Origin of the sequence: Streptomyces sp. NPDC046881, assembly GCF_040645015.1 — a bacterium.
Lineage (GTDB): Bacteria > Actinomycetota > Actinomycetes > Streptomycetales > Streptomycetaceae > Streptomyces.
This window is the reverse complement of record NZ_JBEYXJ010000063.1, coordinates 35,080-49,315: the sequence shown is the minus strand read 5'-3', so window position 1 is coordinate 49,315 and position 14,236 is coordinate 35,080. Positions and strand designations below refer to the sequence as shown.

General features: G+C 71.9%; 13 protein-coding genes. 6 read left to right on the top strand and 7 right to left on the bottom strand.

Annotated features, from left to right (window positions below):
- Nucleotides 1-46 precede the first annotated feature (46 nt).
- Together ABZ923_RS26370 and ABZ923_RS26365 are read right to left on the bottom strand one after the other, a co-directional pair.
- On the bottom strand, nucleotides 47-1,345 hold the full coding sequence (locus ABZ923_RS26370) for a hypothetical protein (RefSeq protein WP_361476093.1): 1,299 nt from the start codon (nucleotides 1,343-1,345) through the stop codon (nucleotides 47-49).
- Nucleotides 1,346-1,442: 97 nt separating this feature from the next.
- A complete protein-coding gene (locus ABZ923_RS26365) occupies nucleotides 1,443-2,570 on the bottom strand; it encodes an alpha/beta hydrolase-fold protein (protein ID WP_361476091.1) in 1,128 nt (375 codons plus the stop codon).
- Nucleotides 2,571-2,795: 225 nt separating this feature from the next.
- On the opposite strand from ABZ923_RS26365, the gene ABZ923_RS26360 reads away from it, so the two are divergent.
- The 6 genes from ABZ923_RS26360 to ABZ923_RS26335 all read left to right on the top strand — a co-directional run bounded on the left by ABZ923_RS26360 (nucleotide 2,796) and on the right by ABZ923_RS26335 (nucleotide 7,991).
- A complete protein-coding gene (locus ABZ923_RS26360; protein WP_361476089.1) occupies nucleotides 2,796-4,610 on the top strand; it encodes a phosphatidylglycerol lysyltransferase domain-containing protein in 1,815 nt (604 codons plus the stop codon).
- 127 nt (nucleotides 4,611-4,737) lie between these two features.
- Entirely contained in the window at nucleotides 4,738-5,652 is a 915-nt protein-coding gene (gene folP / locus ABZ923_RS26355) for a dihydropteroate synthase (RefSeq protein WP_361476087.1), read from the top strand.
- Nucleotides 5,649-6,179 carry a nuclear transport factor 2 family protein gene (locus ABZ923_RS26350; protein WP_361476085.1) on the top strand — a complete coding sequence of 177 codons (531 nt, stop codon included), beginning with the start codon at nucleotides 5,649-5,651 and terminating at the stop codon, nucleotides 6,177-6,179. Before folP ends, ABZ923_RS26350 begins: the two co-directional genes overlap by 4 nt.
- Nucleotides 6,180-6,433: 254 nt before the next feature.
- On the top strand, nucleotides 6,434-6,793 hold the full coding sequence (gene folB / locus ABZ923_RS26345) for a dihydroneopterin aldolase (protein WP_059251576.1): 360 nt from the start codon (nucleotides 6,434-6,436) through the stop codon (nucleotides 6,791-6,793).
- On the top strand, nucleotides 6,790-7,401 hold the full coding sequence (gene folK, locus ABZ923_RS26340; protein WP_361476083.1) for a 2-amino-4-hydroxy-6-hydroxymethyldihydropteridine diphosphokinase: 612 nt from the start codon (nucleotides 6,790-6,792) through the stop codon (nucleotides 7,399-7,401). The genes folB and folK overlap by 4 nt, the downstream gene beginning before the upstream one ends.
- Before the next feature lie 101 nt (nucleotides 7,402-7,502).
- Nucleotides 7,503-7,991: a DUF3180 domain-containing protein gene (locus tag ABZ923_RS26335; RefSeq protein ID WP_361476081.1), complete on the top strand. Its 489-nt coding sequence runs from the start codon at nucleotides 7,503-7,505 to the stop codon at nucleotides 7,989-7,991.
- 115 nt (nucleotides 7,992-8,106) lie between these two features.
- Here the strand turns inward: ABZ923_RS26335 and folE are convergent, their stop codons facing one another.
- The 5 genes from folE to ABZ923_RS26310 all read right to left on the bottom strand — a co-directional run bounded on the left by folE (nucleotide 8,107) and on the right by ABZ923_RS26310 (nucleotide 14,169).
- The gene (folE, locus tag ABZ923_RS26330) at nucleotides 8,107-8,712 is read right to left on the bottom strand and encodes a GTP cyclohydrolase I FolE (protein ID WP_030342684.1); all 606 of its coding nucleotides are present in this window, start codon (nucleotides 8,710-8,712) and stop codon (nucleotides 8,107-8,109) included.
- A gap of 144 nt (nucleotides 8,713-8,856) precedes the next feature.
- Nucleotides 8,857-10,896 carry an ATP-dependent zinc metalloprotease FtsH gene (gene ftsH / locus ABZ923_RS26325; protein WP_361476078.1) on the bottom strand — a complete coding sequence of 680 codons (2,040 nt, stop codon included), beginning with the start codon at nucleotides 10,894-10,896 and terminating at the stop codon, nucleotides 8,857-8,859.
- Between the two features lie 217 nt (nucleotides 10,897-11,113).
- A complete protein-coding gene (gene hpt, locus ABZ923_RS26320) occupies nucleotides 11,114-11,674 on the bottom strand; it encodes a hypoxanthine phosphoribosyltransferase (RefSeq protein WP_030342680.1) in 561 nt (186 codons plus the stop codon).
- A 110-nt stretch (nucleotides 11,675-11,784) separates the two neighbouring features.
- Complete coding sequence (gene tilS, locus ABZ923_RS26315) at nucleotides 11,785-12,843, bottom strand: tRNA lysidine(34) synthetase TilS (protein ID WP_361476076.1); 1,059 nt, start codon at nucleotides 12,841-12,843, stop codon at nucleotides 11,785-11,787.
- Between the two features lie 192 nt (nucleotides 12,844-13,035).
- Nucleotides 13,036-14,169 carry a zinc-dependent metalloprotease gene (locus ABZ923_RS26310; protein ID WP_361476074.1) on the bottom strand — a complete coding sequence of 378 codons (1,134 nt, stop codon included), beginning with the start codon at nucleotides 14,167-14,169 and terminating at the stop codon, nucleotides 13,036-13,038.
- Between the last annotated feature and the right edge of the window lie 67 nt (nucleotides 14,170-14,236).

Below are 14,236 nucleotides of genomic sequence, written 5' to 3'. Positions count from 1 at the left end.
CTCCCCGCGGGGGAGACCGGGCCCGGTGCGTACGGCCGGCGGTGGCTCAGGAAGCCGCGCTGCGCAGCCGCTGGACGTCGATCTGTTCGGTCTCGTCGTGCGCCGTCAGGTCGATGACCTGGCCGACCTCCCGGGACCGCGCGTCGGCGGGCTTGAAGCCCGCCTCGGCCTCCGCCTTGTGCACGGCGAGCGCCTCGGGTCCGACGACGTCGGCGAGGTCCTCGTTCTGCACGGAGTCCAGCGTGGCCTTCGGCGTGTCCTTCTGGGTGCCGAAGAAGTCGAACCCGCCCTCGACGACCGGCCGCCGCGCGGGCGGCGCCGGTACGACGGCCACCGCGGTCGGCACCGTGAAGTGCCCGGCGGGCGGCTGCCCCGCGGGGGCGGCGGCCTCGACCGCCCGGGAGGCGTCCGCGCCGTCCGTCACGGTCTCCGCGGCGCCTTCTTCCTCGGCGTCGGCCCGCGCCCCGGACTCGTGCTCCGCGGGAGCCTCCGGTGCGTCGGCCACGGCGTCGGCGTCGGCATCCGCACGCGCGTCCGCGTCCGCCTCGGCGGGCTCGGGCAGCGCGGCCTGCGGCTCGCCGGCCTCCACCTGGTCCGGCTCGGCGTCGGACGCCTCGACGCCCTCCGCCTCGGCGTCGGCCACGGGTTCGGCCCCGCCGTCGGGCTCGGGCTCGGGCTCCGGCTCGGGCTCGCCCGGAGTCCCCCGGCCGAACCGGACCAGGGCCGTCAAGGCCTGCAGGTAGAGCTGAGCGCCCTCGGGTGAGAACACCGCGTACGCCGCCGGCTCGTCCTCGGAGGCCGCCGAGGCCGCAGGGACCTCGGTGCCGGCCGTCTCCGGCTCGGAACTCCGCGCGGGCGGCAGGGCGGGCGCCGACGAGGGCTCGGGAACCCCGGCTTCGAGCTCCAGCAGCCGCCGTCCCTCCAGGGCGCTGGCGCGCTCGGTCTCCGCGGTGGCGTACCGGCGCAGCAGGGCCGCGTGCTCGTTGCGCAGGCCGGCCAGCTCGGCCCGCTTGGCGCGCAGCCGCTGCTCCAGCTTGGCGCGCAGTTCGCGGGACTCCTCCAGGTCGGTCTCCAGTTCGGCGACCCGTTCCTCGAACCGCCACTCGTCGCCGGCACGCGCGCGCGTGAGTTCGGCGACCTGCTTGCCGGCCTGCGCGTCCCAGCGGCGCATCACGACGGCGCCGACGACCGCTGTGGCGGCGGCCGCCGCGGCCAGTGCGCGCACCACGGTGGCCTCGGAGAACACCCAGGGACCCAGCGCGCAGACGACGGAGACGCCGGCGATCGCCGACGGGGGCAACAGCCGGTGCAAAGGAGGGGAATGGCGGTGGCGTCCACGTGGCATGGCCAGAAACTTACCGCGCGTAGGCGAATCATGTGCCCACGCATCGTAAAAACCCGGCCACACCTCGGGCTTCACAGGGCGTCAGGGTCCCGTCCGCTCAGCGGTCGCTGAGCCGCCCGCTGATCCACTGGAGGGTCGGCGGGATCTCGCGCCGCCAGGTGTTGAAGTTGTGGCCGCCGCTTTCGAGGATGATCGACGAGATCCGGGTCAGGTTGGTGGCCTGCACCCGCTCTATGAACTTCGTCGTGGCCTTGTAGTTGTGCTCGCCGATCTTGCTGCTGGTGACGAGCAGCGCGGTGTCCGGCGCCTCCTCGTGCTGGAGCAGCCAGAACAGGTCGGCACGGTTCTGCAGCTTCTTGTCGCCGTGGAAGAGGTCACCGGTCGTGGGGTCGATCGGCGCCTTGTAGTACGGCGAGAGGCCCGCGCCGGCCGCGTAGACGTAGGGGTGGTGCATGGCGAGCTTGAGCGCGCAGTAGCCGCCGGTGGAGTCGCCGATGACGCCCCAGCTGCCCGGCCGCTTGCCGGCCCGGTAGTGCGAGAGGACGGCGTCCGGCAGATCCTTGGCAAAAAACGTTTCCGCCTGCGGCCCGCCCGGCACGTCCACGCACTCCGTGTCCCGGGGCGGCGCCACGGTCGGGCGCAGCATCACCAGGATCATCGGCTGCATCCGCCCCTCCTTGGTCAGCCGCTGCGACGTGCTCGGGTAGTTCAGCTTGTCCACCAGCGACCGCGCCGTGCCCGGGTAGCCGGTCAGCACGACCGCCGTCGGGAACGTACGCGTGCGGTACTGCGGCTGGAAGTACTCCGGCGGCAGGTACACGTACGCGGGCGTGACGATGTGGGTCTTGCGGCCGACTATGTCCACCTTCTGGATCTGCCCGCCTATCGCCGGCCGCGTGGCGCGCACGCCCGGCACCTCGGAGGTGGAGACCACCTGGAGCGGACCGCCGGTGCCGCCGTGCGCCGCGTGGTCGATGACCACACCCTGGTCGGTCTCCTTGCCGAGCAGGTCGGCCCAGCTGGCGTAGAAGCCGAACGCCTGGTTGGCGGCGAGCCCGACGGAGGCGAAGAGTGCCAGCTGGGTGGACAGCAGCAGGCCGACCCGTCCGCTGACGGCCCGCCAGTTCCGGCGCGCCAGCCGCGGCCACAGCCACACCGTGCCGATGAACAGCACGACGGCGATCAGAATCGCCAGCACCAGCACTTTGTTGCTCGTGAGACCCATGGCTGTTTCCTGCCTGCGCTTTCCGCCCGCTCCCGCGCGCACTTCGTCACGCGGGCTTGCCCGGGGCTTTCCTTGGCCTTTGACCCGACTTTCCGGTGGGGAGTGAACCTCTCTCCCCGAGACACCGTCCTAGAGGGCGCAATGTCGCCGGAAGCCCGATCGGGCCCGGGTCCAAGGTCTCTCGCAGAACTACGGGATGCGATGTCTGTCAGGATAGATGGGGAAATGTCGGGCGGGGTTCCGGGCCGATCAAGCCGGGCGCGGCGCATACTGCGCGGCCCGCGTCCCGAGGCCGTTCCCGCTCTGGTCGGCCGGGCCGCCGCCATCGTCGGCGTCCTGGACATCGCCGCGGGCGTCTTCCCGCGCTTCCGGCACAGCCGTATGCACGCTATCGCGGAGGTGCTGCCGGGTTCGTTCGGCCCCTTCGCAGCGGCGCTCTCGCTCAGCTCGGGCGTGCTGTTGCTGCTGCTCGCGCACGGGCTCAAACGGCGCAAGCGCCGGGCCTGGCGGGCCGCGGTCGCACTGCTCCCGGCGGGCGCCGCCGCGCAGTTCGCCTACCGGCACTCGGTCGTCGGCGTGCTCATCGCGGTCGCGCTGCTGGTGCCGCTGCTGCGCCACCGGCAGCAGTTCGAGGCGCTGCCGGACCCGCGCAGCAGGTGGCGCGCGCTCGCCAACTTCGTCCTGATGAGCGCCGGTTCGGTCGCCCTCGGCCTGGTCATCGTCAGCGTCCACCCGAACCGGACGATCGGCGACCCGAGCCTGGCCGACCGGCTGACGCACGTCATCTACGGCCTGTTCGGCTTCGAGGGCCCGGTCGACTACCAGGGCAACACCTCCTGGACGGTCGCGTTCTCCCTCGGCGCCCTCGGCTGGATCACCGCGGCCACCACCATCTACCTGGCCTTCCGGCCCGAGCACCCGGCCGCGCGCCTCACCGAGGAGGACGAGTCCCGGCTGCGCGCGCTGCTGGAGAAGCACGGCCGGCGCGACTCGCTCGGCCACTTCGCGCTGCGCCGCGACAAGGCGGTCGTGTTCTCCCCGAGCGGCAAGGCCGCGGTCACCTACCGGGTCGTGTCCGGCGTGATGCTCGCCAGCGGCGACCCCATCGGGGACGTCGAGGCCTGGCCGGGCGCCATCGAGCGCTTCATGGACGAGGCCAAGGCCCACTCCTGGACGCCCGCGGTCATGGGCTGCTCGGAGACGGGCGGCGAGGTATGGACCCGCGAGACCGGCCTGGACGCCCTGGAACTGGGTGACGAGGCGGTGGTGGACGTGGCGGATTTCTCACTCGCCGGACGCGCGATGCGCAACGTGCGCCAGATGGTCAAGCGCATCGAGCGGGCCGGCTACGAAACCCGGGTCCGGCGCATCCGTGACCTCGGCGACGCCGAGCTGGAGCGGATCCGCCGGGCGGCGGAGGACTGGCGCGGCACGGACACCGAGCGCGGCTTCTCCATGGCGCTCGGCCGCATCGGCGACCCCTCCGACGGGGACTGCCTGATCGCCACCGCCCACAAGCAGGACGACGAGCCGGGCGACTACGGCGACCTGAAGGCAATCCTCCACTTCGTGCCCTGGGGCCCGGACGGTGCCTCGCTGGACCTGATGCGCCGTGACCGCAGCGCCGACCCCGGCATGAACGAACTGCTCATCGTCGCCGCCCTGCAGGCCGCCCCGAGGTTCGGCATCGCCCGGGTCTCGCTGAACTTCGCGATGTTCCGCTCGGCCCTCGCGCGCGGCGAGAAGATCGGCGCCGGTCCGGTGCTGCGCGCCTGGCGCGGACTGCTGGTGTTCCTCTCGCGCTGGTTCCAGATCGAGTCGCTGTACAAGTTCAACGCCAAGTTCCAGCCCCGCTGGGAGCCGCGGTTCGTGGTCTACCGGGCCTCCGCCGACCTGCCCCGCATCGGCTTCGCCGCCATGCAGGCCGAGGGCTTCGTCAACGTCGCACTGCCGATGCCGCGCTTCCTGCGCCGGCGCAGGGCCGCCGCGGGACGCCCGTGCACGCACGCCGTGACCGAACGGGACGTCCGAGCGGCCTGAGCCGCGGACGCGCCGGATGGTACGCCCCGGGGACCGGCCCGGGCGGAAGCCCCTCCCCCTCCGGCCCGGGGGCTTCCGCCCGGGCCGCCGCGCGTTCCCGCCATCCGCCGGGGCCTACGCTGAACGTATGAACAACCTCAGCGGGCGCGGCCGAGTGGCCGACCTTCCGGCATGGGACCGGTGCGCGGTCATGGGGGTCGTGAACGTGACCCCCGACTCCTTCTCCGACGGCGGCCGCTGGTTCGACACGACCGTCGCCGTCAAGCACGGCCTGGATCTCGTCGCCGAGGGCGCGGACCTGGTCGACGTCGGCGGGGAGTCCACCCGGCCCGGCGCCACGCGCGTGGACGAGGCCGAGGAGCTGCGGCGGGTCATCCCCGTGGTGCGCGGCCTCGCCTCCGAGGGAGTCGTCGTCTCCGTCGACACCATGCGCGCCTCCGTCGCCGAACAGTCCCTCGCGGCCGGCGCCGCCCTCGTCAACGACGTCAGCGGCGGCCTCGCCGACCCCGCGATGATCCCGGTGGTCGCCGAGGCGGGCGCCCCCTTCGTCGTCATGCACTGGCGCGGCTTCCTCCAGGGCGGCAACGTCGCGGGGGTCTACGCGGACGTCGTCGGGGAGGTCGTGGACGAACTGCACGCGCGCGTGGAGGCCGTCCTGGCCGGCGGCATCGCCCCGGACCGCGTCGTCGTCGACCCCGGCCTGGGCTTCTCCAAGCAGGCCGAGCACGATCTCGCGCTCCTCGCCCACCTGGACCGGCTGCGCGCCCTCGGCCACCCCCTGCTGGTCGCCGCCTCCCGCAAGCGGTTCCTCGGCCGGGTCCTCGCCGGACCGGAGGGCGCGCCCCCGCCGGCCCGGGAGCGCGACGCGGCCACCGCCGCCGTCTCCGCGCTGGCGGCACACGCCGGCGCCTGGGCGGTGCGCGTCCACGAGGTACGCGCCACGGCGGACGCGGTACGCGTCGCACGGGCCGTGGAGCAGGCGCGCGCGGCGGACCCCGCGCGCGGGACGGACGGCGAGCGCCGAGCGGAAGCAGAGCGGTGAGCGCCCCCCATACCGACGTGGAGCAGGTGGAGGCCGCCAACACCGCCTTCTACGAGGCACTCGAACGCGGCGACTTCGAGGAGGTCTCCTCCCTCTGGCTGACCCCCGCCGACCTGGGCGTGGACGAGACCTACCACGACCCCGCGGACTCCGGCGTGATCTCCTGCGTGCACCCGGGCTGGCCGGTACTCACCGGCCGCGGCGAGGTCCTCCGGTCGTACGCGCTGATCATGGCCAACACGGACTACATCCAGTTCTTCCTCACCGACGTGCACGTCTCGGTGACCGGCGACACCGCGCTGGTGACCTGCACGGAGAACATCCTGAGCGGCGGCCCCGCCGAGGAGGGCGCGGAACTGGGCCCGCTGGTCGGCCAGCTCGTCGTCGCCACGAACGTGTTCCGGCGCACCCCCTCCGGCTGGAAGCTGTGGTCCCACCACGCCTCCCCGGTGCTGGCCGAGACCGACGAGAGCGACGACGAGAACCACGTGAACGGCGTCAACCCGGACGACGACCCCCTGGCCTGACCCGAGGCTCGGGTACGCGGATCCGGTCCGGGGAGTGGTTGGAATCACCTACCCCGGGGTAGGAGCGGCTACCAGCCCATGACAGGGCCGGGTTCCCCGGGGGAAACACCCGGTGAACCCTCCGGGGAGCGAACCGCGCCCACGCCCCCGCGGCCCGGCTCTGTCGGTGCCCGCAGGTAGATTCGTCTGAGGCCGGTGTGCCGCCCGCACGCGGTACGGGCCGGTCCTTCCCGACGATTGCAGGAGTGATTCGCGTGGATCGTGTCGCGCTGCGCGGCCTCAAGGCCCGCGGGCACCACGGTGTGTTCCCCAAGGAGCGCGAGGAGGGCCAGACCTTCATCGTGGACCTCGTCCTCGGCCTGGACACCCGGCCGGCCGCGGCCGACGACGACCTGGCGAAGACCGTGCACTACGGCATCGTGGCCGAGGAGGTCGTGGCCGTGGTCGAGGGCGAGCCGGTGGACCTCATCGAGACCCTCGCCGAGCGGATCGCCCGGACCTGCCTGAAGCACGAAGGGGTCCAGGAGGTCGAGGTGTGCGTGCACAAGCCGGACGCCCCGATCACCGTCCCCTTCGACGACGTGACCGTCACCATCACCCGGAGCCGAGTATGACCCGACCTTTCCGCCAGGGTCACAGCGACCCGACCGTCCAGCCGGTGCCCGCCTCGGTCGTCGAGCAGGTGGACGCCGCCGACACGACGCTCAGCAACCCCAAATGGGCCGTGATCTCCATCGGCTCCAACCTCGGCAACCGCCTGGAGACCCTCCAGGGGGCCGTCGACGCCCTGGAGGACACCCCGGGCGTCCGCGTGAAGGCCGTCTCCCCGGTGTACGAGACCGAGCCGTGGGGCGTCGAGCCCGGCAGCCAGCCGTCGTACTTCAACGCGGTCGTGGTCCTCAAGACCACCCTGCCGCCCTCCTCCCTGCTGGAGCGGGCGCACGCCGTCGAGGAGGCCTTCCACCGCGTCCGGGACGAGCGCTGGGGCCCGCGCACGCTGGACGTCGACATCGTCGCCTACGCCGACGTCACCTCGGACGACCCGCACCTCACCCTGCCCCACCCGCGCGCCCACGAGCGCGCGTTCGTGCTCGCGCCCTGGCACGACGTGGACCCCCAGGCACAGCTCCCCGGCCGCGGTACGGTGGCCGATCTGCTGTCCGGCGTCACCCGTGAGGGTGTGGCGCCGCGCGCGGACCTGGAACTCCGGCTGCCCGAGTAGTCGTTAAGGTCGAGACGGATCAAGACCACGACGACCACCGTCCCTCCGGGGCGGCCCGGGCGGAGCGACCCGGGACGGTCCGGGGGAACTGAAGGGACACCGTGAGAGAGCTGCGCATCAGGGTGCTGGCGGGCGTGTTCGTCGTGGCCGGCGTCCTGTCCTGGGCGGGCGCCCGCCTCTGGAACTCGATCGGGACCCTCCCCAGCGTCCCCCTGGCCGCTCCGGTCGTCCTCGCGCTGATCGCGGTGGTCCTGCTGTCGACGGCGCTCTCGCTGCGCGCCCGGCTGAAGGCCCAGCGCGAGCGCCGGCCCGGCGCCAAGGGCGTCGACCCGCTGATGGCCGCCCGCGCGGTCGTCTTCGGTCAGGCCAGCGCCCTGGTCGCCGCCCTCGTCTCCGGCATGTACGGCGGCACAGGCGTCTTCCTGCTGGAGCTGCTGGACATCCCGGCCCGCCGGGACCAGGCGATCTACGCCGGTCTCTCGGTGCTGGCCGGTCTCGGCGTGATAGCGGCCGCCCTGTTCCTGGAGCGGGTGTGCAAGCTCCCGGAGGACGACGACCAGAACCGCCCGGGAGCGGAGCCGGTGGCCTGAACCCCGGCCCCGCCCGGCGGCGCGGTCGGCGCGGTCAGCGCGGTCGGCGCGGTCGGCGCGGTCGGCGCGGTCAGCGCGGTCGGCGCGGTCAGCGCGGTCGGCGCGGTCAGCGCGGTCAGCGCGCCATGATGAGGCTCATCGCCTCGTTCCGCGTGGCGGCGTCCCGCAGCTGACCGCGCACGGCGGACGTTATGGTCTTCGCGCCCGGCTTGCGGATGCCGCGCATGGACATGCACATGTGCTCGCACTCGACCACCACGATGACGCCCCGCGGCTCCAGGATCTCCATCAGGGAGTCCGCGATCTGCGTGGTGAGGCGCTCCTGCACCTGCGGCCGGCGGGCGTAGACGTCGACCAGCCGGGCGAGCTTGGACAGGCCGGTGATCTTGCCGGTCTCCGACGGGATGTAGCCGACGTGGGCGACGCCCCGGAACGGCACCAGGTGGTGCTCGCAGGTCGAGTACACCTCGATGTCCTTCACCAGGACCATCTCGTCGTGCCCCAGATCGAACGTCGTCGTCAGGACGTCCTCCGGCTGCTGCCACAGGCCGGCGAAGATCTCCTTGTAGGCCCGCGCGACCCGGGCCGGCGTCTCCCGCAGCCCCTCGCGGTCCGGGTCCTCACCGACCGCGATCAGCAGCTCCCGCACGGCGTTCTCGGCGCGCTTCTCGTCGAACTCGCCGATGCGGCCCTCGCCGTCCAGCGTCACCGGGTCGGTCATCTGGTTCCTCGTTCCTGTGCCTTGCACGCGCGTGTACCCCGCGTTCTGTCCGCGGACATGCGAAATGCCGCGCCCCCCAGGCTAGAACCTGGGGGGCGCGGCATCCATTCCGGCCCTGTTGGCCGGAACACGGTCAGCTCGCCGTCAGTGCTCCGGGCGGTCCTCCGGGGACTGCTCGGTCACCGGGGCGGACTCCGCCGGGGTCGACTTGGCCGTGCTGATCGCCGCCGTCGCGCCGTTCGCACCGTTGGTCAGTGCCAGCTCCTTCGGGGAGAGCACCGGCGGGCGGGTGGACGGGGTGCGACGGGAGGAGCCGGTCCAGGCGGGCCGCGGCGGGCGCTTGACGATGGGGGCGAAGATCTCGGCGATCTCCTCCTTGCCCAGCGTCTCCTTCTCCAGCAGCTGGAGGACGAGGTTGTCGAGCACGTCCCGGTTCTCGACCAGGATCTCCCAGGCCTCGTTGTGCGCCGTCTCGATCAGCTTCTTGACCTCCTCGTCCACCAGCGCGGCGACCTCTTCCGAGTAGTCGCGCTGGTGAGCCATCTCGCGGCCGAGGAAGGGCTCGCTGTTGTCGCCGCCGAACTTGATCGCGCCGAGACGCTCGGTCATGCCGTACTGCGTGACCATCGCGCGGGCCAGGTTGGTGGCCTTCTCGATGTCGTTCGCGGCACCGGTGGTCGGGTCGTGGAAGACCAGTTCCTCGGCCGCCCGGCCGCCCAGCATGTAGGCGAGCTGGTCGAGCATCTCGTTGCGGGTGGTCGAGTACTTGTCCTCGTCCGGCAGGACCATCGTGTACCCGAGGGCGCGGCCGCGGGACAGGATGGTGATCTTGTGGACCGGGTCGGAGTTCGGCGAGGCCGCCGCGACCAGGGCGTGACCGCCCTCGTGGTACGCGGTGATCTTCTTCTCCTTGTCCGACATGATCCGGGTCCGCTTCTGCGGGCCCGCGACCACACGGTCGATCGCCTCGTCCAGCGCCCTGTTGTCGATCAGCTTCTGGTCGCCGCGGGCGGTGAGCAGCGCGGCCTCGTTCAGCACGTTGGCGAGGTCGGCACCGGTCATGCCCGGGGTGCGGCGGGCCACGGCGGACAGGTCGACGTCGGGCGCGACCGGCTTGCCCTTCTGGTGGACCTTGAGGATCTCCAGGCGGCCCTGCAGGTCCGGCGGGTCGACCGCGATCTGCCGGTCGAAGCGGCCCGGGCGCAGCAGCGCCGGGTCGAGGATGTCCGGGCGGTTCGTGGCGGCGATCAGGATGACGCCGCCCTTGACGTCGAAGCCGTCCATCTCGACCAGCAGCTGGTTCAGGGTCTGCTCGCGCTCGTCGTGACCGCCGCCGAGGCCGGCGCCGCGGTGGCGGCCGACCGCGTCGATCTCGTCGACGAAGACGATCGCCGGGGCGTTCGCCTTGGCCTGCTCGAACAGGTCACGGACCCGGGAGGCACCGACACCGACGAACATCTCGACGAAGTCGGAACCGGAGATCGAGTAGAAGGGGACGCCCGCCTCGCCGGCGACGGCGCGCGCGAGCAGGGTCTTGCCGGTACCCGGGCGGCCGTAGAGCAGCACGCCCTTGGGGATCTTGGCGCCGACGGCCTGGAACTTGGCCGGCTCCTGGAGGAACTCCTTGATCTCCTGGAGCTCCTCGACGGCCTCGTCGCAGCCCGCGACGTCGGAGAAGGTCGTCTTCGGGGTGTCCTTGGTGATGAGCTTCGCCTTGGACTTGCCGAAGTTCATGACCCGGGAGCCGCCGCCCTGCATCTGGTTCATCAGGAACAGGAAGACGACCACGATCAGGACGAAGGGCAGCAGGGAGAGCAGGACGCCGACGAACGGGTTCTGCTTGGACGGCGAGACCGTGTAGCCGTCCGGAATCTGCTTGTCCTGGTACTTGGTCTGCAGCGAGCCGGCGAGCTGCACGCCCTGGTCGCCGATGTAGCTCGCCTGGATCTTGGAGCTGCCGTCGACCTTCTGGCCGTCCTTGAGGGTGACCTTGATGGTCTGCTCGTCGCCTGTGGTCAGTTTGGCCGACTGGACCCTGTTGTCATTGATCGCCGCAACGACCTGGCCGGTGTCCACCGTCTTGTAGCCGCCGGACGAGCCGACGACCTGCATCAACACGACCACGGCAAGGACGGCCAGCACGATCCACATGACCGGCCCACGGAAGTATCGCTTCACGTCCATCCATACGGAGCGGTGCCGCCCCGTCCCTCCTGCCATAGTGAGTTTGATAAGACAGTTCTTCTGACGGTACCCCAGCAATGTTGCCCGAAGCCGCACGGAGCCGATTCGACGGCTGGGAATCCCGTCTCTGCATGCTTCAACGGAACGGAACCCGCTGGGGTTCCCGATCGTCCTACCGGGCTTGGGCCGAGTGGCTCAGCCCACGGCCCGGGACGGCTCAGCCGCCGTAGACGTGAGGCGCGAGCGTACCGACGAACGGCAGGTTGCGGTACTTCTCGGCGTAGTCGAGGCCGTAGCCCACGACGAACTCGTTCGGGATGTCGAAGCCGACCCACTCCACGTCGATGGCGACCTTGGCGGCGTCCGGCTTGCGCAGCAGCGTGCACACCTTCAGGGAGGCGGGCTCGCGGGAGCCGAGGTTGTTGATCAGCCAGGACAGGGTCAGGCCGGAGTCGATGATGTCCTCGACGATCAGGACGTGCCTGCCCTTGATGTCGGTGTCGAGGTCCTTGAGGATCCGCACGACCCCGGAGGACTGGGTGCCCGCGCCGTAGGAGGACACGGCCATCCAGTCCATGGTGACGGGGGTGGACAGCGCCCGGGCGAGGTCGGCCATGACCATCACCGCGCCCTTGAGGACGCCGACGATCAGCAGGTCCTTGCCCGCGTACTCAGCGTCGATCTTCGCGGCCAGCTCGGCCAGCTTCGCGTCGATCTCTTCCTTGGTGATGAGCACCTGCTGGAGGTCGGCACCCATGTCTTTCGCGTCCACCCGCATCACTTTCGGTCGTCCCGCACTTGAGGCCGCGTGCGCGGCCACCGGCTCCGGCCGCATGTACGGCCCCCGGCTGCCCGGCCCGCCGGAGGTCACTCCGGGAGGGTCGGGATTCAGCCTTGCCGAATCACCAGTCTGCCACCCTGCCGCTGGGCGACGACCCTGCCCGGGAGATTGATGGCTCCCTGACCGCGCCAGCCGGTGATCAGGCGGTCGACTTCCTCGATGTGGCGGGCGAACAGTGCGCCGGCCGGGGCACCGGCCTCGATGGCGGCCCGGCGCAGGATCCGGCGGCGCACGGCGGGCGGGAGGGCGTACAGCTTGGCGCACTCCAGAAGGCCGGCGGCGTCCCGCACCGAGGCCTCGGCCTGGCGGGCCCAGGCGTCCAGGGCGTCGGCGTCGTCGCGGGAGAGCTGGGCGGTGCGGGCGAGCGCCTCCACGACCCCCTTGCCGAGGGCCTTCTCCAGCGCGGGCAGGCCCTCGTGCCGGAGCCGGGAGCGGGTGTAGGCGGGGTCGGCGTTGTGCGGGTCGTCCCAGACGGGCAGGGACTGGACCATGCAGGCCTTGCGGGCGGTCTGCCGGTCCAGCTGCAGGAAGGGCCGCCGGTAACGGCCGCCGGCCCCCGAGACCGCGGCCATGCCGGACAGGGAGCGGATGCCGGAGCCGCGGGCGAGGCCCAGCAGGACGGTTTCGGCCTGGTCGTCGCGGGTGTGGCCGAGCAGGACCGCGGCGGCGCCGTGGCGTTCGGCGGCGGCGTCCAGGGCGGCGTAGCGGGCGTCCCGGGCGGCGGCCTCGGGGCCTCCCTCGCGGCCGACGGTCACGGCGACGGACTCGACCGGATCGAGTCCCAGTCCGCGCAGTCGCAGGGCGACCTCGTCGGCGCGGAGGTCGGAGCCGGGCTGGAGACCGTGGTCGACGGTGACGCCGCCGGCCCGGATGCCGAGCTTGGGGGCCTCGAAGGCGAGGGCGGAGGCGAGGGCCATGGAGTCGGCGCCGCCGGAGCACGCGACGAGGACGAGCGGGGAGGGGGGCCGCTCGGCCGTCCGGTCCGGCTGCGCGCCGGGGGGCTGCGGGCCCGGGTGCACGCGGGAGGTCTGGTGGTCGTTCAGGATGTCGTGGAGGACGCGGCGGACCGCCAGGCGTATCGCCGCGACCGCAGGATGGGGACCCATGTCCGGTTCCCTTCATGAAGTTTTTCCGGGGGTGAGCCCGAGTCGGTCACTCAGAGTGTGTAGATGGTGACAGAAGCGGGCCGTTCCCCGAGCATTGCACGCCTACGCATGGCCCACGGTCCCTCGGACGGGTGATTGGAGGGGCGTTCGCCTGCCGTCGGCCGGATTCCTTTCACGACTCCCCCACGCCGTTCACGCCTCGGGCCTGCGGTGCACCCGTGCGACCCAGTCCGCCGGTTTGGCGATCTCCGCCTTCGTGGGCAGGGTGTTGGGCGAGGTCCACACGCGGTTGAAGCCGTCGACGCCGACCTCCTCGACCACGGCCCGTACGAACCGTTCGCCGTCCCGGTACTGCCTGAGTTTGGCATCCAGACCGAGCAGCTTGCGCAGGGCGATGTCCAGGCGGGATGCACCCTTCGCGCGGCGCTGCTGGAACTTCTCGCGGATCTCCGCGACGGTCGGGACGACGCTCGGGCCGACACCGTCCATGACGTAGTCGGCGTGCCCCTCCAGCAGGGACATCACGGCCGTCAGTCGGCCGAGGATCTCTCGCTGGGCGGGGGTCTGCACCAGCTCCACGAACGAGCGTCCGCCGTCCTCCTCCTCGCCCTCGGGCCGGCCGCCGGCCAGGGACTGGGCGGCGTCCCGGATGCGCTCCAGGAAGGTCATCGGGTCGACGTCGGTCTCCGCCAAGAACGACTGGATTTCGCCCTCCAGGTGGTCCCGGAGCCAGGGCACGGCGGTGAACTGCGTGCGGTGGGTCTCCTCGTGCAGGCACACCCACAGGCGGAAGTCGTGCGGTTCGACGTCGAGTTCGCGCTCCACGTGGACGATGTTGGGCGCGACGAGCAGCAGCCGGCCGCCGCCGTTCCCGCCGGCCGGGAGCTCGCGGGTGGCGGGGGCGAAGGTCTCGTACTGGCCGAGGACGCGGGAGGACAGGAACGACAGGAGCATGCCGAGTTCCACGCCGGTGACCTTGCCGCCGACGGCGCCGAGGACCGCGCTGCCCGGGTTGTTGCCGCGCCGTTCCTGCATCTTCTCCAGGAGCGGTTTGAGGATCTCCCGGAAGCCGGCGACGTTGGCGCGGACCCAGCCGGGCCGGTCGACGACCAGGACCGGGGTGTCGTGGGTGTCCTCGGTGCCCATACGAGTGAAGCCCCGGACGTGTCCCTCCGAGGCCTTCGCGTGCCGGCGCAGCTCCGCGACGACGGACCTGGCCTCGTCGCGGCTGACGTCGGGACCGGGGCGCACGAGCCGTGTCGCGGTCGCCACCGCGAGGTTCCAGTCGACCATCCCGGTAGATGCGGTGCCGCCGAAGCCAGTCATGCTGTCAACCGTACGTGAGCGCTCCCGCTTCGGGCAGGCCATGGGGCCTGCGGGTGCCGGAGGTGTT

Excerpts from the sequence above, each read along its gene's own strand:
- ABZ923_RS26370 (WP_361476093.1), bottom strand. The coding sequence starts at position 1,345 with ATGCCACGTGGACGCCACCGCCATTCCCCTCCTTTGCACCGGCTGTTG.
- ABZ923_RS26365 (WP_361476091.1), bottom strand. The coding sequence starts at position 2,570 with ATGGGTCTCACGAGCAACAAAGTGCTGGTGCTGGCGATTCTGATCGCC.
- ABZ923_RS26360 (WP_361476089.1), top strand. The coding sequence starts at position 2,796 with ATGTCGGGCGGGGTTCCGGGCCGATCAAGCCGGGCGCGGCGCATACTG.
- folP (WP_361476087.1), top strand. The coding sequence starts at position 4,738 with ATGAACAACCTCAGCGGGCGCGGCCGAGTGGCCGACCTTCCGGCATGG.
- folK (WP_361476083.1), top strand. The coding sequence starts at position 6,790 with ATGACCCGACCTTTCCGCCAGGGTCACAGCGACCCGACCGTCCAGCCG.
- folE (WP_030342684.1), bottom strand. The coding sequence starts at position 8,712 with ATGACCGACCCGGTGACGCTGGACGGCGAGGGCCGCATCGGCGAGTTC.
- ftsH (WP_361476078.1), bottom strand. The coding sequence starts at position 10,896 with ATGGACGTGAAGCGATACTTCCGTGGGCCGGTCATGTGGATCGTGCTG.
- hpt (WP_030342680.1), bottom strand. The coding sequence starts at position 11,674 with ATGCGGGTGGACGCGAAAGACATGGGTGCCGACCTCCAGCAGGTGCTC.
- tilS (WP_361476076.1), bottom strand. The coding sequence starts at position 12,843 with ATGGGTCCCCATCCTGCGGTCGCGGCGATACGCCTGGCGGTCCGCCGC.
- ABZ923_RS26310 (WP_361476074.1), bottom strand. The coding sequence starts at position 14,169 with ATGACTGGCTTCGGCGGCACCGCATCTACCGGGATGGTCGACTGGAAC.